This is a genomic window from Armatimonadota bacterium (assembly GCA_016125185.1).
GTDB lineage: Bacteria > Armatimonadota > Fimbriimonadia > Fimbriimonadales > Fimbriimonadaceae > Fimbriimonas.
The window spans coordinates 218,482-241,365 of record WGMG01000004.1 but is presented as its reverse complement, the minus strand read 5'-3'; the positions used below and the strand labels follow the sequence as shown (position 1 = coordinate 241,365).

Sequence of the window (22,884 nt, the reverse complement as noted above, 5' to 3'; positions counted from 1 at the left end):
CTATTTGGCTCGGCTCTCGCGAAGACCCCGCGGACTCAACCCCGTTTCGCTCCGAATCAGCTTATTGAAGTGCTGGAGGTCGGGAATGCCCACCGAAGCCGCCACCGCCTTGATCGGCAAAGTCGAGCGCTGGAGCAAGTGGATCGCCCGCTCCACCCGCTGACGGCGGATGAACGCCACCACCGTCTCGCCATACGTTGCCCGAAACAACTTCGCCAGATAGCTGGTCGAGACTCCGACCTCCTCGGCCAGCGCCTCGACCGAAATCGGCTCAGAAAGCCGCTTCGAAATCCTCTCGACCGCGGCCATGACTGCCGGATGTCCAACCGCCGGGTGGTCGTCAACCCGGCCAACGTCGGTCAGGTCCCACAACACGTCCCACAGGCACGAGGCAACGCGCCGAGGTTCTCGCTCCTGGAAGCGATGGGCGGCGTACAAGCGGCGATAGATCTCGTCGTATCGATCTCCCAAATCGTGCATCATCGGAAGCAACCGCGAGTCGCCGTGTGCCCGAAAGTGCACGTAGATATGCACCGAAATCCCGCGGTAGTGCGTCTCCAGCGTCGAACCCGGCGGCGTCAGGCCGATCGAACCCGGACGGACCTCGAACTCCCGCTCGTCCACCCGCACCCGCGCCTCGTAGCCGTACAGGTGCAGGCTCCACAGGTCTGGCAAACAGTAGCGATCCACCGGTTCAAAGCCGTGCGCGTTACGCCCCATCGCCACGATCTCCGGTGGCTCAGTCAGCGGAACATCCAGCAAGATCGACATTGCGATTTTATACCACTAATGAAGAGATGAACCAATCTGATTAAGCTCAAATCCATCGCACACTAAAGAGAGTTTGTTGCCATGCCTACCAGGAGAGAAGTCTGCCAATCCATCGCCGGTCTTGCCGCCAGCGCCGCTCTACCCACCCACTTGTTCGCGCCCAAAGAGGTCACGCCGATGATGACGCCTTACCACGAGGACACCCCGCTCCATCAGCTTCAGCAACGATTCGTCGACCTCCGCTTCGGCATGTTCCTCCACTTCAACATGGCCACCTTCCAGGACCGCGAGTGGGGCGACCCAACCGGCCCCGTGAAGGCGTTCGACCCTACCAATCTGGACACCGATCAGTGGGCGGCGGCGGCCAAATCCGCCGGCATGACCTACGCCTGTCTGACCACCAAACACCACGACGGCTTCTGTATTTGGCCCACCAAAACCAAGGTCGCCAGCATCCTCCAGACGCCCAAGAAGATCGACGTGGTCAAGGCCTACGCCGACTCCTTCCGCCGCGCCGGACTCACCGTCGGACTCTACTTCTCCATCCTCGACCTGCGCAACGACATCCGCCACTTCAACGTCAACCCGGCCAAAATCAAGCTCATCAAAGACCAGCTAACCGAACTCCTGACCAACTACGGCGAGATCGACGTGCTGATCTTTGACGGCTGGGACGCCCCCTGGAGCCGCATCCCCTACAGCGAGGTCCCGTTCCACGAAATCTACGCGCTGGTCAAGCGACTCCAGCCCAACTGCCTCATCTCCGAACTCAATGCCAGCCAGTACCCAGACTCGGCGCTCTACTACTCCGACATCAAAGCGTTCGAGCAGAACGCGGGCCAGGCCCTCCCCGGAGACAGTTCCATCCCCGCTCAATCGTGCGTCACCCTCACCGATGGCTGGTTCTGGAAGCAGGGCGACGAAAACGCCGAACTGAAGCCGACGCACCGCATCGTGGAGGAGTGGCTGAAGCCGCAGAACGAGCGGCACTGCAACCTCATCCTCAACGCGCCGCCCAACCGCGAGGGCCGTCTTGCCCCGAACGTCGTCGCTCGCCTGAAGGAAATCGGCGAGGCGTGGCATCATCCCGGCCCTGCACCCAGGGTCGACCCTGCTCTCGTCATCACGACCCCCAACCTCGCCACCGGCCAGATCATCCACGCCAACATCTCGCCCGACACCTACGGGCCGGACTTTGCCAACGATGGCAAATTCAGCACCACCTGGTACCTCGAAAGCGGCTACTCGGAGGGCTGGCTGGAAATCACCTTCAAGCGTCCGACCGACCTCAACACCCTCGTCCTCGTCGAGCCGGTGGGCAAATTCGATGACTACAAGAAGAGCCGCATCAAGTCGTACAAATTCGAGCGATGGGATGGACGGCAGTGGGTCGAACTCGCCAGCGGCTCAACCCCAAGCCGAGTGCAGATGCACGCGATCCCATCCGTCCGCACGATGAAGATTCGCCTCTCCATCGAAGCCGCCCAGGACACCCCGCACATCGCGGACATCGGCGTCTATTTCGAGCCGCGACGCTAGCTGTTCTGAATAATCTGCTCTAGCTTGAACCCGTCGATGTCCGTATTCACCTGAATCCAAAGCGGCAGGTGATCGGACATCTGGAACGTGAAGTCCAGCTTCGACATTCCACCCGGAAACAGCTCGGGGATGTGCGCTTCATCGACATAGAAGTCCAGCACACCGCCAAAGTTCGTGAAGTTTTCGGGGTAGATCGGGTGGTGCAGAATCTGGTCGTACCGCTTGTTCTTCTCGAGGTTGCTCCCAAACGTCATCTTCTGCAGTGCGTGCGGCATCTCCAGGCCATGCTTCGTGATCGCCGCAAACATCTCGTCGTTGGTCGAAGGAATGTTAAAATCTCCCATAACGAACAAGTCCTTGTCTTCTTTCGTCGTCTGGGTCCGTTTCGCCTCGATCCAATCCGCCAGCCGTCCGAGTTCGCCGATCCGAGCCTCATTGCTATCGCCCCACCGAATATGCGTGGTGAGGACCATGAAGTCGAAGCTTCCCGATTTGAACGAAGCCAAATACGGGGCACGCCAGAAAGACTCCTCCGAAATGTACTCAAAGCCCTTCTTCTTCCGAGGCTCGTTGGCTTCGGCCGCGAGGCCGTTGAACTGTGCCGCCCGTTCGTCGTAAAGGTAGGCGATTCGCTCCCGATTTCCCCCCGCATCGGGAATCATGTCGGAGTACACGACTTTCCAATAAGGTCCCAAAATCGCCATGACACGCCCCAGGTCCGATAGGTTGTCGCGCAACTCGACCATGCCAACCAAATCGAACTGGCCGATGACCTCGGCGATGTAATGGATCGCCGCCTCCGACCGCCGTTTCTTGCCAAACTCACGGATGTTCCAGGTGGCGATATTGATCGATTCGTCGAGCTTGGAAGGCGGGATCTTCGCCGCGTCGATCCGCTCCTTTAGCTTTAATAAACCCGCCGCAATTTCTGGAGAAACGTTTCCATGAAACATAACACAGTATAAAACGCGCGGGATTTTGCCGTCCTAACACTTCTTGGGCTTGCCCATCGGCAGGCTCAAGAAGCGCTCGCGCGAATCCGTCAACCACGCGATCCGCGCCCGGGTCTCATACAGAACGCCTTCGGTAGCCATCGAGCTGAACTCATCGCCCATCTCCCGATACCGAACAATGGCCTCCTGGCACGACGCCTCATGAGCCCGCAACTGTTCGATCGATCCGTCCAAAAACGCCACCCGATCCGCAGGCGGAATCGCCCCCAAATAGAAGGTCCGCAGGCGTAGGAAGTCCACCGTGTGCGCCGCCTCGCCAAACTCGATCGGCCCGGTGAGCCAGCCGCTCACGGCAGTAAGGCCTGTGTCCGTGATTTCGACCAGCCGCTCGCCCCTCGCCCCCGTTTCCGACGACTGGTCAAGATAGCCATTCTTGATCAGCCGCTCGACCAGCGGGTACGTCGTCCCCGCCCGCTTCTTGTAGAACGTGGACGTTGAAGACGAAAGCTCCATCATCAGCGTGTACGTCGTGCAGGGGCCACGCTTCCACGCGATCCCGAGGACTGTGTATTCCATCGGCGAAAGGCGTGAGCGGGGCATGAACCATTCTAGTTCAGAACTCGCCAACCCGTCAAATTTGCTAGAATGAAAATATTCCGTTTCGTAATATTCAGAATCGTAATATAATGACCTCGTCTTTGGAGTTGATATGCTAAAAAACCTTCAAACATTCGTTTCGTTGACTGGCCTGATTTTTGGTTCGGCGGCCGCTGATGCGCAGTATTCCGTCACCCTTCTCCAGCCCAGCGGATTCTCGGCCAGCGAGGCTCACGGCATCTCCGGCCCCAACCAAGCCGGGTTTGGAACCGTTGGCGGAAATGTGCACGCCCTTCTCTGGAGCGGCACGGCGTCATCGGTCCTCGACCTCAATCCCAGCGGCGCATCGCAAAGTCAGATTTGGGGCACCTCGGGTAGCCATCAAATCGGCTACTCCACCCAGAGCGGGCAGGACCACGCCCGTCTTTGGAGCGGAACCGCCGCGAGTGCGATCGATCTCAACCCAAGCGGTTTCACCCAGAGCCATGGTCGCGCTACATCGGCGACGAACCAGGTCGGCGAGGGCACCACCATGTTCGGCTCAACCCACGCCTTGCTTTGGTCTGGCACCGCCGCGTCAGCCGTCGATCTCAATCCCGTCGGCTTTTCGTCCAGCGCCGCGTGGGCCACTTCCGGCGCAAACCAGGTCGGATACGGTGCCAATGGAACCGGTCACAACCATGCCCTGCTCTGGTCAGGGACGGCCGCGTCGGTGGTCGACCTCAATCCGACCGGCTACACCGAAACGTTCGGCGCGGGAGTCCAGGGTGGACAGCAGGTCGGCAGCGGCTACGGGACCATCACCTCGAACCGTAACCACGCTCTCCTTTGGAATGGCTCCGCAAGCTCGTACGTCGACCTTCAGCCCTCCGGCTTCCTCTACAGCCAGGCTTGGGGCATCTCGGGCGATAAGCAAACCGGTTGGGCCTGGAACAGCCTGTCCACATTGGACTTCCACGCTTTCCTTTGGACCGGCACTGCCGGAAGTGGCATCGATCTCCACAGCTTCCTGCCCGCCAACTACAGCACCTCGCTCGCCTTCGGGATCGATTCCGCCACCGGCGATATCGTGGGCCTTGCCCATAACACCACGCTGAATCGCGATGAAGCCGTCATGTGGTCACCCGTCCCCGAGCCGTCGAGCATGTTGATTTTGGGAGTTTTTGCCCTTGGTCTGGCGCGAAAACGCCGACAAACGAGCCCCTAAATTCCGTTCGGGCGGGCGGGAGGCCCGCCCCTTTTTTCGCTCCCTCAGCGGCGAGGAATCGGATCGATTTTCGAATGGGTCCGCGGAGCTGCTGAGGGTTTTTCAAGCGCTAAGAAATCGCCTTGATCCAGCCCGCCAGATTGTAATACGACGTCACCCGCGCAATCTTCCCGCCCGCAACCTCGAAGATCGCCGCCGCCTGAATCGAATACGTTTGCCCCGTCGCCGCTGGCAAGCTCCCATCGGTCCGGATGTACGAGCCATCGACCGTGAATTCCGCCGTTCCGCGATCGCCGTTCACCATCACGCACAAGTCGCGAATCTGCTCCCGATAGCACTCGTCCATGTGCGTCTTGAACGCCCGAAACGCCTCGATCCCAACCTCGCGTCCACCTTCGTTGATGTCGTGCGCCACGTCGTCGGCCAAGGTCGCCAGCATGCCCTCCAAGTCGTGACGATTAAAGGCATCGAAATAGGCGTGGATCAGCGATTCGGTCTCAGGCACGGATCATATTTTGACCGATTCGTCTTGCCGGAAAAACTGCTCGTATAATGGGCTCATGGTAAGCCTATTCGCCAGCTTACTGATCGCGTCCACCCAAACGTCCCACCCTGTGACCTTGGCCGAGTTGGATGGTCTCGTCGCCGAGTACCGTAGCCTACACCTACCAGTGCCACCGCCCGATGCGCCGTTGGTCAAATTTAGGGCCGTGTGGACTCTGGAAACCAACCGTCCATGGCGCGAAAGATCGGAATGCGCGTACCTTCTTGAAGGTACTAAGGGCGAATACGACGAATCCACGCTCATGTTGGGCACAGCCCAAATACGAGAAGTCTTAGCTAACCCAGTACAAATCGTCAACCCAAAGCCGCCCAATCTTGATGATCTCTCTTTTGGCGAGTCTCGTGGCGGCGTCTTTCGAGAGGACGGTGGGCTCGCGGTGGCGGTCATCGAAAGAATCCGACACCACGACGCGTTCGCATTAGCAATCATCAATAATGTTGCTGAAAATCCCCCGTCCGGCTCCTATGAACTGACGCCTCCCCAAGGGTCTTCCCTGCAGACCAGGATGCACTACCTCGCCTTTCAGCACTGGATCAACTCACTGGTAGACCCCAAGACCGATCGCATTCAGGTCTTGAACGAACTCACGCAGCTGGGTACGCAGGATTCGAAGATGACCCAGCGACCGGCTTGGAAAATTGTCAAGAACCTTGACTTGGCGGTTCATTCGAAAGACTCAAGTATTGATCCCATCGAGATTGCCATCGATCATCTTAGCGAGATGACCTACGACGGCCTCTCGCTGGAACGAAATTATGACGATAGAGAACATTCCCTCCCACAACTTTTAGACTTGGAATCTCTGGGTTATCAGGTCGTTCCCCACCTGATCAAGCACTTCTCCGATGAGCGATTATCGCGGGCACAGCTCTCGGGAACCATTGTCAACATGACGGGGCACATCGTGACGGTTGGAGAGATTTGCACGAATCTGACCGAACACTTTTTCAAACTTGTGGACCCTGTAACTTGGCCCTTCAGCCCCACCTTGGATCAGCGGCAGTCCGAGGCAAAAGCATGGTGGAGCAAAGTGTCAAAGCTCAGCGACTTCGAGAAGTGCCGCACATCTCTGGCCAATTCGGACCAATTGCCGCAAGCAGCGCTCTTGATCGCCCAAAGGCATTACCCAGAACTTCTTCTTCAGACCTACAACGCGATATTAGCGAAGAACAAAAAGACCCAAACCTCGCCACTTCTGGAAGCCATGGTGCAGTCCGCTTTGCCGTCTCCCGTCACGTTTGAAGCATGCCTCCGAGGAGCCAGGAGTAAGAATCCCGACCAATCCCAATTCGCACTACAAATACTGAGCAAGTTGGATAAGGGATCCTTTGAGAGCGAGCTTACTCACGCACTCGATCGTTTACCGCAGTCTATGCCAGGAGATGAATCGCTACTGTCCGCAGGATCCTTTGGACTGCTCACCTGCAAAGCAGGCTCCCCGGCGGCGTGGCAGACGCTTCTCAAGGCAACCAAACGCGCCGACGTCGATCTTCGGCTAGAACTCATTGGTTCGACCAATTGGTGGAGCGTAGGTGAAAGAAATCGAACACAGCTTCTCAACTTTTTGGCAGAGTTCTTCGAAGACCAGGATGTGGCAACTTCCTTGGAAAAAGAACGTGGGGAGTTGGCGCTCCTCAACCTGCACCCGTTCCTTCCTACTTTCCGCGTTCAAGACTTGGCCACAATTATCGCCGCTAAACAATTCGGAATGGAAGGCCACCCCAACCGAGACGCCCCAAGGGATCAATGGGACCGCTTCCGAGCTGAGGTTCGCAAGCGGATCGAACTCAAAAAGAACCCGAAGACCTAGGACTTCGGTAACAGATTCTCCAATTCAACTGTCCTTACAGATGAGGCCATGGAGCCCGTGGGTATAGACATGAACGTGTATCGATTTTCAAATTCGTCCAAGATCGTTTCCGCCTTCGCAGTCGGCATCATCGCATCGACCTGCTTCGCCGGAATGCCGAAAACCTCGGAACAGCCCGAGGGAAGCGTCCTCAAGGTCAAGCTGGACAACAAGCTGGAATCCAAAACGGCCAAGGTCGGCGACAAATTCACGGCGACTCTCGACACCGGCAAACAGCCCGACTATTTCGGCCTCCCCAAGGGCACCAAGGTCGAGGGGCACGTCAGCGCCGCGCGGGCTCGCCAAGGCAAAACCGCTGGTCAACTGGAACTGTCCGCCGACACGCTCGTGCTGGCCAACGGCGAACGATTCCCAATCGAAGCCACCACGATGAAGATCGATAAGCGGTCGGTGACCAACGACAAAGGGCGCCTGATGGCGGCTCCCGCCTACCGACACACCTCGACCAATTATGTGGCGACCGGGGCGGCGGTTGGTGTCGTAGCCGCCGCCATTACTGGCGGTGACCTGCTCGCGGGCGGCATCCTTGGCGCGGCGATCGGCTTCCTCATCGGGCAGTCGCACAACAACACATACGCGCAAGACGTGACGCTTAAGCAAGGCACGACATTTGGCGTGCGATTCAATAAAGACACGACCATCACCTTCGAGTAACCGCGAGCATGGTGTCGTCCTGGGAAGGTGGGCGTCTCGCCCACCAACCGCGGCAAGCAGGTGGAGTCGATTGGGAGGGTGGGCTTCCAGCCCACCAAAAAGGCGATCTAAGGAGATCGGCTCATGTGGACTGCGCGGATTCATCCGCGCTTTCGCGAGCGAGACTTGTCTCGCCAAACGGAGCAGTGAGCGTCTCGCTCACAAGTGCATAGCCCGCGCAAATCTCCACCTCACCTGTCGCCAAACCCCGGGTGGCCCGTATAGCCGAAGGCTATGCGGGAAGTTGAACGCCCTGACGAGTTGCCAAGTTCGATGTAGACGATCGAATGTCTCTTTGGCCAACGGAATCGGAAAGTCGATTCCAATTCCCTCTCCGATTTCTCGCGTAGCGAAAATGGTGGAGGGTGTCTCCTGACCCATGTCAGGAGACGGGAGGGGAAAATCCTCAAGACCACTTCCAAACCAGGACCGATAGACAAGACCGCCGCCCGTCATGTAACGTAGGTGGATGTCCGACCTCGACATGATGCTCCGATTCATGTTACAGGTCCTTGTCGTCCTCACGACGTGCCGACTACTAGGCTGGCTCGGCCAAAAATTTCTCGGTCAATCGCAGGTCACCATGGAGATGATCGCAGGCGTGGTTCTCGGCCCCTCGGTCTTCGGTGCCCTCGCTCCGTCAACCCAGCAATACCTCTTCCCCCAATCGGATGGCGGCACCCGCCACCCGTCGATGACCATTCTCTATGTCGTCGCCCAAATCGGCCTGATCCTCTACATGTTCGTCATCGGGCTGGAGCTCGACCTCGGACTGATCCGCTCCCGTTCACGCGCGGCCCTAGGTGTCTCACTCGCCGGAATCATCCTCCCGTTCGTCCTCGGGTGCGCCGTCTACTTCCTTTTCCTAGAGAACCGAACCGACATGTTCGGCCACCAAATCCAGCCGTCCATCGCCGCCATCTACGTCGGCGCGGCGATGTGCATCACCGCCTTTCCCATGCTCGCCCGCATCATTTACGAGGCGGGAATTTCCGGCACCCCGCTGGGAACCCTCGCCATCGGAGCCGGAGCATCGGACGACGTAGCCGCCTGGAGCCTGCTCGCTATCGTGCTCGCCGTTAGCAAAGGCGATGTCTTCATCGCTGCATGGGCCATCGGCGGCGGAATCCTATTCGTGACCGTCGCTCTCACGCTCATCCGAAAGCTGATCGCCCACCTCGAAACCCTCGAAGACTACGAGAAGGGCATCTCCCAGTCCACCTTCGGGTTGGTCGTGCTCATCCTGTTCGCGGGCGCATGGTTCACCGACGCCATCGGCGTCTACGCCGTCTTTGGCGCGTTCACCATCGGCGTCGCCATGCCCAAGGGCCAACTCGCCAAGGCGGTTCAAACCCGGATCGAGCCTCTGGCTGTGAACCTATTCCTTCCCTTCTTCTTCGTTTTTTCCGGCCTCAACACCAAAATTGGCGCGCTCACAAGCGGCGAACATTGGCTGATCGTCGGCGCCGTGCTGGTCGCCGCCATTGGTGGCAAACTCGGCGGATGCTACGCCGCCGCACGACTCTGCCGCGAACCCCATCGCCAAGCCCTCATGATCGGCGTGCTCATGAATTCGCGCGGCCTGATGGAACTGATCATCCTCAATATCGGCCTCCAACAGGGCGTCATCACGCAAACGTTCTACACCATCATGGTCGTCATGGCCATCGTCACCACCCTCATGGCCACGCCCCTCTTCCGGCGAGTTTACGGCAAAGGCTTTGCCATCGAACCCACGACAAATCTGGCGTAAATCCTCCTATTCTTTTCTAACAACTGTATATTAGAAGGGTGCACGACGTCGTGATCATCGGAGGGGGACCTGCAGGTTCAACTGCGGCCTCTTTGCTCAAAAAGTACGCGAAAGAATTGAACGTTTTGGTGTTGGAAAGGGAAAAGTTTCCCCGTGACCACATCGGCGAGAGCCAACTTCCGCCCATCAATGCCGTTCTGAACGAACTCGGCGTGTGGGACAAGGTCGAGGCCGCCAACTTTCCCATCAAGATCGGCGCGACGTTCCGCTGGGGTAACACCCGCGATCTCTGGGATTTCCAGCTTTACCCACCCGAACTGTTTGTGGATGAGCCCCGCCCCGCCAAGTACCAGGGCCAGCGAACCCGCACTGCCTTTCAGGTCGACCGTTCCCAGTACGACAAGATTCTGCTCGACCACTCCAAATCGCTCGGCGTCGAGGTCCGCGAAGAAACCCGCGTCGTCGAAGTCCTGCGCGAAGGCGACCGCATCGAAGGACTGAAACTCGAAGACGGCTCGACCATCACCGGTCGTTACTACATCGACGCCAGCGGCAGCTCCGGCTTCCTGCGCCGCCAGATGGGCGTCGGCATCGTCGAGCCCAGCAGTCTGCGCAACATCGCCATCTGGGACTACTGGCACGACACCGATTGGGCGTTCAACATCGGCACCGGCGGCACCCGCGTCCAAGTCATGAGCCTCGGCTACGGCTGGATCTGGTTCATCCCAATTGGCCCAACCCGCACCAGCGTTGGCCTGGTCTGCCCCGTCGAGTACTTCAAACAGTGCGGGATGTCAACCGAGGAGTTGTACAAAAAGGCAATCGCCGACGAGCCCTGGATATCCGAACTTGTCCAAAATGCGTGGCGAGAGAACGAGATTCACACCACCCGCGACTGGTCGTACTATGCCGACCGCATGCACGGCGACAACTGGTTCCTCATCGGCGAGGCCGCGGGTTTTGCCGACCCAATCCTCTCCGCCGGAATGACCATGGCCCACATCAGCGGCAAGGAGGTCGCGTACACCATCCTGGCCCTCGACGAAGGCAAGCTGGACGGCGAATGGCTGAAGGACCAACTGAGCGAAAACCAGACTCGCCGCGTCAAACAGCACATCGAATTCGCCGACTTTTGGTACACCGCCAACGGCTGTTTCACCGACTGCAAGGAGTTCACCCGCACCATCGCCGCCGACGCCGGACTGGAGTTCGACGCCAATAACGCCTTCCAATGGTTCGCCTCGGGCGGCTTTGTGCACGAGCACATGGGAAGCGGCTTTTCTGGGTGCGATTTCTACAGCTTCAAAGACACCATCGAGGTGCTGACGCAGGACTCGGCGGTGCTGGAGTGTGAAAAGAACAACCGCTTCGTGCTGAACATGGAAGGCGCAACGGTTGACGAGTTCGCGTTCTATGGCGAGGGCAAAATCACGCCGATCCGCCGGTGGAAGCGAGGTGAGGCAACCCTGCCACAGTCCGGGTTCTACTACGTACTGGTGCAGATTCTGAAGGTGCGCGGCGACCTGCCGTTCGTGTTTGGCCAGATGGCCCGCGCGATCATGGATAAGGGCCTGCGTCCCGATGTGGATAGCGCGCTCGCCTTCGGACTCGGGTTTCTGGAGTCGATGATCCGCGCCGGATGGGTGGAAGCCTCCCATGACCCTTCAATACCTGAGTACGACCTCGTCGTGCCAAAACTTTCGGGCGGAATTCGATACAACAACGACACCTTCCTCGAAGCCAAAGCCCCGCAGTAGTACTGTGGAGGTCGGCCCACTGGAAGCTGTGAGCGTCTCGCTCACATGTTGTTCTTTGGTAGCGCTTCCCGAAGGTCGGGACGCTTTGATCACCAAAGCCTGCTTCGGTGAAAGAAGTCGAGTCTGGACTTTGATCAAGCCGACCCAACACGCTCCGCCCCAGCGGGGAGGTGCCATCCGCTAAAAGCGGATGGCGGAGGGGAGAGGGAAACGTTTGAAGGAAGTCGCCTTCCAGGGAGTTGTGAGCGTCACGAAATTCCCGCCGAGCATCGCGATGGAAATGAACGAAGTGAATCGGGACCGCTCACATAATGCCCTTTGAGGTCTGCGTAAATCTGGTCGCCCCCAGTGGGAGCGGATGGATCTATCCGCGCTTTGGTCCGGTGGAGGCGGTGCAGACTCTAGGCGCAGCGGACGGGAGGATAAGCTGGGTGGCACGGTCAACGACACCTTCCCGCTTGCGGGATGGGAGATGGCCGTGAAAACATGAACTCCCAACTCTCGTATCGAAGACTGCCAACTGCCAACTGCCAACTGCCAACTAAAAGGTAGCCTTACTTCAAATCATGGCCACCAACTGGGCAGGCAACCAAACCTACGGATCGCAAGGCATCCTCGCCCCTTCGTCCGTTGACCGACTCCGAGACCTCATCGTCAAGTCCGAAAAGGTCAAAGCCCTCGGCACGCGGCACTCCTTCAACAGCGGAGCTGACACCGAGGGCGTCCAAATCTCTACCGAGCGGCTGAACCAGGTGCTCCACCTCGACCCTGAACGCCACACGGTCACCGTCCAAGGCGGCATTTCGTACGGCAAGCTTAGCGCCTACCTCGCCGAGCATGGACTCGCTCTCCACAACCTCGCTTCTCTACCCCACATCTCCGTCGCCGGAGCCTGCGCAACCGCGACCCACGGCTCTGGCGTCAAGAACGGCAGCCTCGCCACCGCCGTCCGAGCCATCGAATTCGTCAACGCTCACGGCGATCTCGTTCAGCTCGACGAAGAAGACGAAGACTTCCACGGCGCCGTCGTCAATCTCGGAGCCCTGGGCGTCGTCACGTCGATGGTCCTACGCGTCCAGCACACCTTCGAAGTCCGCCAACTCGTGTACCAAAACCTTCCCCTTTCCGAGCTCGCATCCGATTTCGACGCCATCGCGGGAAGCGCCTACAGCGTCAGTTTCTTCACCACCTGGCGAAGCGACACCATCGACCAGGTTTGGCAAAAGCATGTCGGTTTTGGTGGCGTCGCCCCCGAGACGTTCCACGGCGCGACCCTCTCGCCCGTCAAGCTCCACCCTCTCCCCGACCACTCGGCCGAGCACTGCACCGAACAACTCGGCATCCCCGGCTCCTGGCACGAACGACTAGCCCACTTCCGCATGGACTTCACGCCGAGTAGTGGCGAAGAACTTCAATCCGAGTTCATGGTCCCTCGCCAAAATACGTACCAAGCATTACAAGAAATAAACATATTACGAGAAAAAATATCCCTTATTTTACATGTCTCTGAAATCCGAACCGCCGCGTCGGACCGCCTTTGGATGAGCCCAGCCTACGCACAAGATGTCACCTGCATCCACTTCACATGGAAGAAAAACTGGCCCGCCGTACAGGCTTTACTCCCCGAAATCGAAGCCGCTCTCGTGCCATTTCGTGCCATTCCCCATTGGGGCAAGCTGTTCCTGATGCGCCACGACTACCTCAAGACCGTCGTGCCCAAAATGGGAGACTTCAAGGCTCTGGTCGCTAAGCATGACCCGAACGGGAAGTTCCGCAATCCCTACTTGGACCAGGTGCTAGGCTAGCCCCGCCAGAAACGCGTCCAGTTCTTCCGGCGATTTGATCCAAATGGTCTTTTCGGGATGATGCTCGACCAGTTCCACCAGCATTGGACGCAGGTTCTCATGCACCCTCCAAAGTGTCTCAAACATCTCTTTCGTGACCTCCCGCAAATCGCACCCCTCAGGTCCACCTACCCGCTCCTGCCCCAGTGCCGCCGCGATCTGACGTTCGCATGCCCACCAGAAATGCACCCAGATCGGATGATCGACGAAGATGATCGTGTCCGCCAACTCCGCCCTTCGCTCAATGCTATCCCAGGGCCCAAAGCCGTCGATCAGCCACGCATCCTGATCGTGAACTTCGTCCAGCCTAGCCCGAACCTCGTCGGCCGGTGTACGCTCCCATCCTGGCCGAAACTGAATGAGATCGACCTCGGTTAGCGGTAACCCTTTTGCTTCAGCAAGCCGAAGCGAGAGCGTCGTTTTCCCACCTCCGCCATTGCCGATCACCATCACGCGCCGCATCTGGAGCGATGGTACCTAGGGCAGATCGAAGGTGTATAGGCCGCCAGAATAGACGAAGGAGATCGCTCGATCTCCTGGGACCCATTTCGGAATTCCGAACGTCTCCACCCGCCGTCGTTCTTCCTCTGTTCGGATGGGAACGCTGGTGACCAGCTTCCAACCTGCTCCGGTCCCATCTGTAAGCCAAATCTCTTCGCCAATGGAATCCCACGGATTTCTACTTTTCCCATCGTGAACCGATAAGTCCCAAAGGATTCGGTGGCCAGAGTGTGAATGGACAAACGACTCGATGGTTCGCCCCTTCGGCACCGAAACTGTCCAACCGCGATAAGTTGCTCGCGGCTCCAGCACGTTCCAGGTTCTGAAGCCGACCGAGCTCCGAGGGGAACCCGCTAGAAGCCCGCTTGACGCGAAAGCCTTGTTGAGCCCGATGAGCGACGGATGACCATCAACTGAACATTTAGCAAAGGGCAAATTCGATTCTGACGCTAGCTTCGAAAGGCTTCGTCGCCACATAGCGACGCCGCCTTCACCTCCGTAGCTTACGACACTCTCAAGAACTGACTTCCCATCCCAAGACCATGATGCCAGCGAGTAGTCGTCAGGCATCGGAGGGTTACTTGGGTCGCGTAACCGCTTCCTCGCGAAACTCAATACCTGTCTGTTGCCAAGAGTCGTCACATACCATTTCGCGCTGGATCCCGTTCCGCCGGCCCACAAGATTTTGTCCCCGTTAGGCGAGACCTGCAAAGTAGAAAAGTCGCCCTTAAGCTGACTGAAGTCCTGGAGGCACTCGACTTCTGCAACCTTGCCAGATCGCGTATCAAGGGACGAAATCCGAGTCGGTTCTTCAGGTCGAGGCAATTGAAAAAGAACCGTGTTCGAATCCAACCAACGATAGTCGGGCACCCCAACAGAAACTTCAGCCCAACCGCTGGTTCTCGCCAATAACTTTGCTTTTTCGAATAGCAGAGGCGCGCGCTGAACCGCCATCGACGCGAGGATGATGCCTGAAAGAACCATGTCTCATTGATGACGCGGCAACTCGAACACCGTTTCATCCTTCGGAAATATTGATGACATCGGAAGCGAGGCGTTCGACAAATTCCAGATCGTGGGACACGAACAGCACGACACCCGGAAAGGCGTCGAGCGCCGCTTCCAGCGCTTCGATCGAAGGGATGTCGAGGTGGTTAGTCGGCTCGTCGAGCATCAGCACATTTGCGCCGCGAAGAATCATCGAGGCGATCTCCACCTTGGTCCTTTCGCCAACCGAAAGCTGACGGACCGGACGCTCGCCGACTAGCCCACGCATGCCAAGGCAGGCGAGCAAAGTCCTCGCCTGTTCAGGGTCGCCGCCTGCAGCCTCGAAGGCGGGCAAGTCCATCGGCACCGCCGTTCGACCCTGGCTCATGGCGGCAATGCACGCGTCAGAGGACCAAGCGAACTCTCCACAATCGGCTTGCTCCTGCCCTAGGAGGATGCGGAATAACGTGGTCTTGCCGCACCCGTTCGGACCGACAATCGCGACCCTCGCTCGATTCTCGACGACAAGATTCAGACCCTCAAACAGTTGGCGTGAGCCATAGCTTTTGGATAGGCCGCGCACCGTCAGCGGGACCCCGGATCGAAGAGGCTTGGTTGGGAATTCGATTTTGAGCGAATCAGCCATGAACGGCTTATCCGGCGCATCGTGGACCTCTCTTTCCACCCGCTTCAACACCGCTTTCGCCTGCTTTTCCACCCGCGCTTTCTTCGCCTCGAAGAACGGCTTTTGGAAGGCGTCGTAGTTGTTGCCACGCGGCTTCTTCCCGGTCTTCACTGCTCGTTGCCGGATGCCCTCGGCGGCGACCTTCAGGCGTCGCGCCTCATGCTGGTGGGCGTCCCATTCGCGTTGCTGGCGAGCCTGAGCCTCCTGCTTTTCCTGTTGAAGGAATTCGTAGTTGCCCGAGTAGCTTTCCAGTCCACGTGACGTGATCTCGTAAATCTTTTCCGGCACCGCGTTGAGAACGGCGCGGTCATGGCAGACGAGCAGAACCGACTCCGGGCAATCCCGCAGGAACTCGGTCAGCCACGCCTTGGCGTGGATATCCAAGTGATTGGTCGGCTCATCCAACAAGAGAACCGTGGGCTCGATCGCCAGCAAGCCAGCGATCGCTCCGCGCATCTTCTCGCCCAGACTGAGAGTCGAATAGGACGCGTGAAGCAGATCGACGGACAACCCCACTCGACTCGCCGCGCGAGCCAAAGCGTGGTATGGAACGTCCTCGTGCAGATCAGCCAAGGTGCCTGCGAAGCCAAGATCGAAGTCCTGGGGCAGGTACGCGGGCATGGCTCCGCCGGAGCGGACCACCTTACCGCTCGATGGCGGATCGACCCCAGCCAGAATGCGCAAGAGGCGAGTCTTGCCCACGCCGTTGCGGCCGATGAGTGCGACCTTTTCCCCGTCGCCGACGGAGAGATCGAGATTTTCGAATAGCGGACCCACACGTGGGTCCAACGTCAAAGAGAGTTGGAATCCTTGGAGCATAAACGACCTAAGACAGGATCACGGGCGTCCCAGAAGCGGGACGGGAGTAACGATCTGTGGTGTTAGGCTAGGTCGATCATAACGTCGAAGGTCATTCGACCTCTTCATGATATCACAAAACAAAATAGTGTACGCATGTATACATTTCGAGGATTGGGTGGTAAGTTTGGGTATGTCCAACACGATTCGAATGGCGTGTCAGGAAATCTTCCGCGAGGCTTTCGAAGGGGTAGCGCCCGACAAAGACTATACGTGGTTCGTCCAAGGCAGCGAAGCCATTCTCAACACACTCCAATCCCTTTCCGCAGAGCAAGCATCCAAGAAGTTGCATGGCATGACCTCCACCATTGGCGCCCATGCCAACCACTTGTGCTACTTCCTCCATTTATTCAATGCGAACAATCGGGGAAGTCGAGAACCGAGCGACTGGGAAGGGAGTTGGGATGTCCAGGAGTTCGACGAAAACTCCTGGAATGACGTTGTCGCAAGAACGACCCAAGAATATGTGGAGGCCAATCGGTGGTACACCGAGATGGGCAACTTCGATGTTAACCTAGAGACCTTCGATGACGAGATTTACGTGATCGCAAACATCGCCCACGCGGCCTACCATCTAGGCGCAATTCGGGCGCTCTTGCCGATGGTTTAGGCGAATCGGCGAAGCCTCAGCGAGTTGAGGACGACGGAGATACTGGATAGAGCCATGGCTCCCGCAGCGATCATCGGACTCATCACGCCGATGGCGGCGAGCGGAACCATCACCACATTGTAGGCGAACGCCCAAAAGAGATTGCCTCGGATCGTGGATAGGGTTGCTCGGGCCAGGCGTATAGCTTGGGCAACGCCACGCAGATCGGATTTGAGCAACGTGACGCCAGCGGTTTCCATGGCGACGTCCGTTCCCGTGCCCATCGCGATTCCAAGATCAGCCTGGGCGAGGGCGGGTGCATCGTTGATGCCATCGCCGACCATAGCCGCCATGCCGTCCTTCTGATACCGCTGGACGATCGCGGCTTTATCCGCCGGCAAGACTTGTGCTTCGATCGCCTCGATCCCCACCTTTTTAGCGATCGCCTCGGCGGTCGCACGGTTGTCGCCCGTGACCATCACCGGACGGATTTGAAGGGATTGAAGCTGATCGATTGCCTCGCGACTGTGTTCGCCGAGAGTGTCGGCGACGGCGAGCACCGCATACTGGTCCCCCTTGGCAACCAAGAACACGGTTTTGCCTTCCTCTTCGAGGTTGGCGATGGCTTGCTGCACTTCGTCTGGGACGGACTTTGCCATGCCAGGCTTGCCCACAAACCCTTCCTGGCCCTCAACCGTTCCACGCACGCCTTGTCCCTGTTCCGCTTCAAAATTTGCGACTTCGGCCATGGCTAAGTTGCGTTCCTTGGCGGCGGCGACAACCGCCCTGGCGATAGGGTGCTCGCTTTGAGCCTCCAGCGATGCAGCAAAAGTGAGCGCATCTTCTTCGCTCCAGGCACCGAACGGTCGAACGTCGGTCACGCTCGGCTTGCCTTGGGTCAAAGTACCGGTTTTATCGAGGAGGACCGTGCGGATGGAGCCTGCGGTTTCGAGGGATTTGCCATCTTTGACCAGCACACCCAACTCAGATCCACGCCCGGTGCCGACCATCAAGGCAGTTGGAGTTGCGAGGCCGAGGGCGCACGGGCAGGCGACGACCAGGACCGCGACAGCGGGCAAAACTGCGGCGTCGAACGAGTGTCCGGTGGCGAGGTAACCAATCAGGGTTGCAACCGCGACCACGATCACGAGGGGAACGAAGATCGACGAGACCCGGTCAGCCAGACCCTGCATTGGCGCTTTCGAGCCCTGGGCTCGCTCAACCATTTTGGCGATTTGGGATAGTATCGTTTCGGAGCCGACGTGCTCGGCTCTAAAGACAAACGATCCTCGCTCGTTCACTGTTCCTCCGGTCACCGAATCGCCGGTGGCTTTATGCACAGCGATCGGCTCGCCGGTGATCATTGACTCATTGACGTACGACTCGCCTTCGACTATTTCGCCATCGACGGCGACGGTCTCGCCGGGTCGAACCCGAATGCGGTCACCCGCTTTGACGGCGTTCAGCGGAACCGAACTTTCACCACCCTGCTCGTCAAGGACCGTCGCAGTTTTCGGCGCGAGATTCATTAGCTTCCGAATGGAGTCGGACATGTGCGATTTGGCTCTGGCTTCGAGGTACCGACCGAGGAGGATCAGAGTTACAATGACGGCCCCGGTCTCGAAGTAGACATGTTCGCTTTGGGCGTGGCCGGATTGAGTCAGGAGGGCGTAGGTGGAGTATGCCCACGCGGCTCCAGCACCCATCGCGACCAGCGTGTCCATGGTGGTCGAGCCGTGGCGCAAAGCCTTGGCCGAGAGTACAAAAAACTGACGGCCACACCAGAAAGTGACGGGTGTAGCGAGGGCGAAGAGGAGCCAATTGGCCCACTCGGGGCGCGGGTGCCACGCCATCGACAGGATGACGAGGGGAATCGTGAGGGCGGCGGCCAGCCAGACATTAGCCAGCATCGACCGCATCTCATGCTCGGATTCGGCTCGCATGTGTTCGGCATGTTCCGACGCCGAATGGTGTTCATGCATCGAGTGGTTTACCGGTTTGGCGGTATACCCGGCCCGGTCGACAGCCTTAGTGAGGTCGTCGGTGGCGACATCATGGCTGTGGACGACGACGGCCTGATGGTTGGCAAAGTTAACGTTTACCGAATCGACTCCGGTCGTATTGGCCAGGGCCTTCTCGACCCGGCGGACGCACGACGCGCAGGTCATGCCTTGGATATCGAGTTGGGTTTCGTGCTGGTGTTGAGTGGACATGGCTATGCCACCTCGGCTTCGTAGCCTTCTTCCTCAACCGCTTCGATGAGTGCTTGGCCGTTAAGGTTAGAGCCCGACACCTTGGCCGAGCCTTCGCCTAGGTCTACGATTGCGTCTTCAACGCCGGAAATGGATTTCAGCGCCTTGGTCACGTGAGCGACGCAGTTTTGGCAGCTCATGCCTTCGATTTTCAAAACTAATTTCATTTGATACTCCTATGGGTATTAGGAACGCATGAGGCGACTAAACACCTCATCTAGTTCCTCGATGACTTCCTCTCGGGTCATGGACTTGGCGACGGGGTGGGCTTCGCCGGTATCGTGTCCAAGCACACAGTGCTTGATATGTTGAGAGGCCACGGCGGCAGAAACTTGACTCAAAGCTGAGTCTACGGCGCTCACTTGCTGAAGGATATCAGAGCAGTAAGCATCTTGCTCGACCATGCGGCGCAGACCCCTCACCTGCCCTTCAATACGGGCGAGGCGGCGGTCGATCGCTTTGCGTTCTTCGGCGGTCATGGTTTTATATACTCCATACAGTATCTGAAAGTTCTCATTACGGCGACCCTGTCGTTTCAACGAGGGACATCGTAGGCGTTTCGACTTTGACATCAGACCCTGGCGGTGATAGTATTTCCGTCATGCTCTTCGCTTCTTTGGTCCTCGCGGCCAACAACGCTTCACGCGTTCTGGTCGTCGAAAACACCGCCAGCCCAGCCTCCATTGAAATCGCGACGGACTACATGAAGAAGCGAGGGGTAACGAACGTAGTGAAGGTAGAGTGCCAGGATTCGGCTCTCGACGCGGGCAAGGAGACCATGCCTTACCCGGACTATCAGGCGAAGATTCTTGCACCGATCAAGGCATTTCTGACGAAGAAGAGCGGGATCGACTTTATTGTGCTGACCAAGGGTATTCCGATTCGGCTAACAGGCGCGCCCAACGGGGTTGGAAACAATCGACCTTCCTTGGACTCGACGCTCGCGGCGATGGATTACGCCGACCGAAAGGATGTGGTGCCGGTGATATTGAACGATTCTGGCTTTACGGGGAAGTGTTGGGCGAATCGCTTTTGGGACTCGAAGGAGCGGTTCAGTCATGCCAAATTCGGCGGGTACCTCGTGACTCGATTGGACGGCTATACGGTTGACGATGCCAAGCTCCTGTCGACCTATGCGATGCAGTCGGAAAAGATGCACCCGACGGGCAATATCCTCATCGACGTGGCCGAGGGGCACGGAATCGGGAATATTGACAAGGTGCCGATGTCGCCGGTAACGGACGGCAAGCTCGACCTGCACACGATCAATGAGATGGCGTACAACGAGTGGGACGCGGACATGGTGGTGGCGGGCAAGAAATTGGAGGCGAAAGGGATTCCTGTCACCGTGGATCGGACCGATGTTTTCATCGGCCGCAAGGGAAACCTCGCTGGGTACTGCTCTTGGGGAAGCAATGACCCCAAGTTCGACCACGACGGGTACGAGCTGCTTCGATTTGAACCTGGTGCGATTGCCGAAACGGCGGTTTCGACCTCGGGTCGAACCTTTCTGCCAACGACGGGTGGGCAGTCATTGATTGCGGATTTGATCAAGGGTCGGGTGACGGGCGTGAAGGGGTATTGCGACGAGCCGCTCTTGCAGGCGATCGCTTCGCCGACGATACTGTTTGACCGGTATACATCGGGTTGGACGTTGGCGGAGAGCTACTATGCGGCGTCGCGGTTCGTGGGTTGGGAGGACATCGTGATTGGCGATCCTTTGTGCACGCCGTATTCGAAGTAACCGGAGGTTTTCGTTGTTCTATATGAGTTTCCCAATCCCCCGGTTCGCTCATTCTTCGCTCACCGACCCCTTCGCCAAGAGGTATCCAATTTGGGGATGGTCGCGATTGAGGCGGCGGCTTTGTGGTCGTCTGTCTATCCCCAGTTCGCAGGACCACCATCCACTCTTTGACCAGTCTCTTCGCCAAGGGAGCCAGGTTAAAGCCAGTCGGCTGAACTGCTGTACGCTAAGTAGCTATGGCACCATGATGAGGTCTACATTGTCGGCATACTGACGCAGAGTTTGGTCAGAAGTCATCAACTTGAGCCTTTCGTAGGCGGCTTGGGCCATCAGTCCTCGATCGAACGGGTCTCGGTGGTGAAGCGGTAAATCGAACTGTTTCAGTGCGTGGCGAGACTCGAAAGGCAGATACTTCAGACCCTGTGCCTTAATTGCCGTTTCGAAATCTCGTCCGAGGCTCATTTTTCCAATCTGGATCTTCGTCACGATCTCCCAGACGCTGAGTGAGCTGTACCAGATTTCGTTGCTCGGATCGACTAGTACGTGCTCAAAGGCCCTTGGAATTCTTTCGGGTTCAAGAAGAGTCCAAACGAGGATACGCGTGTCAACGAGTAGGTTCAATTGGCCCTTCGTAAAATAACTCTTCGAGCTCGGGATCTGGAGCGTCAAAGTCCTCGCTTATCCAGCCTTGCCCACGAAGCAGACCGAACTTCCGAGGCTGTTTTTGCGGTTCGATCTTCACGAGTTTCGCAACCGGCTTTCCCGCTCTCGAAATCACGACCTCTTCGCCGTTCTCGACGAGAACGAGCAGAGCCGACAATTCGGCCTTGGTCTCCGTCACATTGCGAATTGTCATATAGAGATTATGACCTGGTCTGGTCTGGTTCCCGAAGATTGCTAGCTTCCAGCACCAAGACGACTGTCTAGACTCTGACCAAGTGCATCACGAGCTTCATCGAGTGAGATTCCGCGTCGGCCTTCATGGTCATGTCGAATTTTCGGTCGATCTCCGCCGGAACCCCCGTTGCTCGGTCCGCAGTCGCCGTCTGTTCACAGTCCAAGTTCATCGTGAGGCGGTGAGTCTGTCCCTCGGCATCGACCGTCACGTCCATCTTTAGATGAATCAGAGACTTGAATGTACCAACCTTCTCATCAAGCTTGTCCAGGCTCACAGAGACATTGCCTTCGGCATCGATTTTCGAGTTCGCATCCGGCATTGTTGCCGCAATGAAGTCTTTCGCGATGGCGGCCGCGTCAAAGGGCGGCTTCCAGGTATCACCGACTTTGACCGGAGAGCTATTGTATGCAAACCCAAATGCGCCGATGAGTTTGAATGCCAACAACTGGCCAGCGACTCCGGCATCGGTCTCTTCGCTGGTCGAAAGCGCTTCGGTGTTCAGAAGCGAGTCCGCTCGGAACGACAAGAGCCGTCGGGGCTCGGTCTTCCCACTTGGATCGTCATCGATAAACTGATGGATGGTGAATTTGCCATCCTTTAGTCCGGCAACTTTGAAGACAGAAAACAACTTGGCATCTTTTGGAATCTGTGACGTGCCATTTTCGTCGGTCATGGTCATGTTGTAGCGGTACTTTACGCCGACTTGAGGTTGAAATTTGAACTGGAAAGCGTCTTGCTGGATGGCGAATCCGGCGATATAAGCATTGAGCATCCCAACACTGTACCAGGGGATACTCTCTATTTAGACCGGTCGCCTGCGT

General features: G+C 57.8%; 22 protein-coding genes. 9 read left to right on the top strand and 13 right to left on the bottom strand.

Annotated features, from left to right (window positions below):
- The gene (locus tag GC165_06615) at positions 1 to 771 is read right to left on the bottom strand and encodes a helix-turn-helix domain-containing protein (protein MBI1332535.1); all 771 of its coding nucleotides are present in this window, start codon (positions 769 to 771) and stop codon (positions 1 to 3) included.
- Positions 772 to 852: 81 nt separating this feature from the next.
- Between GC165_06615 and GC165_06610 the strand changes: the two genes are divergently transcribed.
- Complete coding sequence (locus GC165_06610; GenBank protein MBI1332534.1) at positions 853 to 2,310, top strand: alpha-L-fucosidase; 1,458 nt, start codon at positions 853 to 855, stop codon at positions 2,308 to 2,310.
- On the opposite strand, the gene GC165_06605 is transcribed toward GC165_06610, so the two are convergent.
- Together GC165_06605 and GC165_06600 are read right to left on the bottom strand one after the other, a co-directional pair.
- Positions 2,307 to 3,263 carry an endonuclease gene (locus GC165_06605; GenBank protein ID MBI1332533.1) on the bottom strand — a complete coding sequence of 319 codons (957 nt, stop codon included), beginning with the start codon at positions 3,261 to 3,263 and terminating at the stop codon, positions 2,307 to 2,309. The two genes, GC165_06610 and GC165_06605, sit on opposite strands and share 4 nt — an antisense overlap.
- 33 nt (positions 3,264 to 3,296) lie before the next feature.
- On the bottom strand, positions 3,297 to 3,863 hold the full coding sequence (locus GC165_06600; GenBank protein ID MBI1332532.1) for a hypothetical protein: 567 nt from the start codon (positions 3,861 to 3,863) through the stop codon (positions 3,297 to 3,299).
- A gap of 109 nt (positions 3,864 to 3,972) precedes the next feature.
- Between GC165_06600 and GC165_06595 the strand changes: the two genes are divergently transcribed.
- Positions 3,973 to 5,067, top strand: coding sequence for a PEP-CTERM sorting domain-containing protein (locus tag GC165_06595; GenBank protein MBI1332531.1), 1,095 nt, complete (start codon positions 3,973 to 3,975; stop codon positions 5,065 to 5,067).
- A 109-nt stretch (positions 5,068 to 5,176) separates the two neighbouring features.
- On the opposite strand, the gene GC165_06590 is transcribed toward GC165_06595, so the two are convergent.
- Positions 5,177 to 5,572, bottom strand: coding sequence for an isopropylmalate/homocitrate/citramalate synthase (locus GC165_06590; GenBank protein MBI1332530.1), 396 nt, complete (start codon positions 5,570 to 5,572; stop codon positions 5,177 to 5,179).
- 55 nt (positions 5,573 to 5,627) lie between these two features.
- Here GC165_06590 and GC165_06585 point away from each other — a divergent pair, with 55 nt between their 5' ends.
- The 5 genes from GC165_06585 (at position 5,628) to GC165_06565 (ending at position 13,510) form a co-directional block, all read left to right on the top strand.
- Entirely contained in the window at positions 5,628 to 7,442 is a 1,815-nt protein-coding gene (locus GC165_06585) for a hypothetical protein (GenBank protein MBI1332529.1), read from the top strand.
- A 48-nt stretch (positions 7,443 to 7,490) separates the two neighbouring features.
- Positions 7,491 to 8,156 carry a hypothetical protein gene (locus tag GC165_06580; protein ID MBI1332528.1) on the top strand — a complete coding sequence of 222 codons (666 nt, stop codon included), beginning with the start codon at positions 7,491 to 7,493 and terminating at the stop codon, positions 8,154 to 8,156.
- 508 nt (positions 8,157 to 8,664) lie between these two features.
- Entirely contained in the window at positions 8,665 to 9,948 is a 1,284-nt protein-coding gene (locus GC165_06575) for a cation:proton antiporter (GenBank protein MBI1332527.1), read from the top strand.
- A gap of 23 nt (positions 9,949 to 9,971) precedes the next feature.
- A complete protein-coding gene (locus GC165_06570; protein ID MBI1332526.1) occupies positions 9,972 to 11,705 on the top strand; it encodes a hypothetical protein in 1,734 nt (577 codons plus the stop codon).
- Positions 11,706 to 12,271: 566 nt separating this feature from the next.
- Positions 12,272 to 13,510 (top strand): FAD-binding protein, encoded by a 1,239-nt coding sequence (locus GC165_06565; GenBank protein MBI1332525.1) that lies wholly within the window; start codon positions 12,272 to 12,274, stop codon positions 13,508 to 13,510.
- Here the strand turns inward: GC165_06565 and GC165_06560 are convergent.
- The 3 genes from GC165_06560 to GC165_06550 form a co-directional block, all read right to left on the bottom strand.
- On the bottom strand, positions 13,502 to 14,011 hold the full coding sequence (locus GC165_06560; GenBank protein ID MBI1332524.1) for a flagellar protein FlaR: 510 nt from the start codon (positions 14,009 to 14,011) through the stop codon (positions 13,502 to 13,504). The genes GC165_06565 and GC165_06560 overlap by 9 nt on opposite strands.
- A 15-nt stretch (positions 14,012 to 14,026) precedes the next feature.
- Positions 14,027 to 14,362: a hypothetical protein gene (locus GC165_06555; GenBank protein ID MBI1332523.1), complete on the bottom strand. Its 336-nt coding sequence runs from the start codon at positions 14,360 to 14,362 to the stop codon at positions 14,027 to 14,029.
- A gap of 706 nt (positions 14,363 to 15,068) precedes the next feature.
- Complete coding sequence (locus tag GC165_06550; GenBank protein MBI1332522.1) at positions 15,069 to 16,541, bottom strand: ATP-binding cassette domain-containing protein; 1,473 nt, start codon at positions 16,539 to 16,541, stop codon at positions 15,069 to 15,071.
- 172 nt (positions 16,542 to 16,713) lie between these two features.
- Between GC165_06550 and GC165_06545 the strand changes: the two genes are divergently transcribed.
- On the top strand, positions 16,714 to 17,190 hold the full coding sequence (locus tag GC165_06545) for a hypothetical protein (GenBank protein ID MBI1332521.1): 477 nt from the start codon (positions 16,714 to 16,716) through the stop codon (positions 17,188 to 17,190).
- Here GC165_06545 and GC165_06540 read toward each other — a convergent pair.
- The 3 genes from GC165_06540 to GC165_06530 are packed head-to-tail and all read right to left on the bottom strand — an operon-like array spanning position 17,187 to position 19,900.
- Positions 17,187 to 19,382 (bottom strand): heavy metal translocating P-type ATPase, encoded by a 2,196-nt coding sequence (locus GC165_06540; GenBank protein MBI1332520.1) that lies wholly within the window; start codon positions 19,380 to 19,382, stop codon positions 17,187 to 17,189. The genes GC165_06545 and GC165_06540 overlap by 4 nt on opposite strands.
- 2 nt (positions 19,383 to 19,384) lie before the next feature.
- A complete protein-coding gene (locus GC165_06535; GenBank protein MBI1332519.1) occupies positions 19,385 to 19,588 on the bottom strand; it encodes a heavy metal-binding protein in 204 nt (67 codons plus the stop codon).
- An 18-nt stretch (positions 19,589 to 19,606) separates the two neighbouring features.
- Positions 19,607 to 19,900: a metal-sensing transcriptional repressor gene (locus GC165_06530; GenBank protein ID MBI1332518.1), complete on the bottom strand. Its 294-nt coding sequence runs from the start codon at positions 19,898 to 19,900 to the stop codon at positions 19,607 to 19,609.
- Positions 19,901 to 20,022: 122 nt separating this feature from the next.
- Here GC165_06530 and GC165_06525 point away from each other — a divergent pair, with 122 nt between their 5' ends.
- The gene (locus tag GC165_06525) at positions 20,023 to 21,165 is read left to right on the top strand and encodes a TIGR03790 family protein (GenBank protein MBI1332517.1); all 1,143 of its coding nucleotides are present in this window, start codon (positions 20,023 to 20,025) and stop codon (positions 21,163 to 21,165) included.
- 234 nt (positions 21,166 to 21,399) lie between these two features.
- Here the strand turns inward: GC165_06525 and GC165_06520 are convergent, their stop codons facing one another.
- The 3 genes from GC165_06520 to GC165_06510 all read right to left on the bottom strand — a co-directional run bounded on the left by GC165_06520 (position 21,400) and on the right by GC165_06510 (position 22,835).
- Positions 21,400 to 21,786: a type II toxin-antitoxin system VapC family toxin gene (locus GC165_06520; GenBank protein MBI1332516.1), complete on the bottom strand. Its 387-nt coding sequence runs from the start codon at positions 21,784 to 21,786 to the stop codon at positions 21,400 to 21,402.
- Positions 21,770 to 22,021: a type II toxin-antitoxin system prevent-host-death family antitoxin gene (locus tag GC165_06515; GenBank protein ID MBI1332515.1), complete on the bottom strand. Its 252-nt coding sequence runs from the start codon at positions 22,019 to 22,021 to the stop codon at positions 21,770 to 21,772. Before GC165_06515 ends, GC165_06520 begins: the two co-directional genes overlap by 17 nt.
- Positions 22,022 to 22,088: 67 nt before the next feature.
- On the bottom strand, positions 22,089 to 22,835 hold the full coding sequence (locus GC165_06510) for a hypothetical protein (GenBank protein MBI1332514.1): 747 nt from the start codon (positions 22,833 to 22,835) through the stop codon (positions 22,089 to 22,091).
- Positions 22,836 to 22,884: the final 49 nt, after the last annotated feature.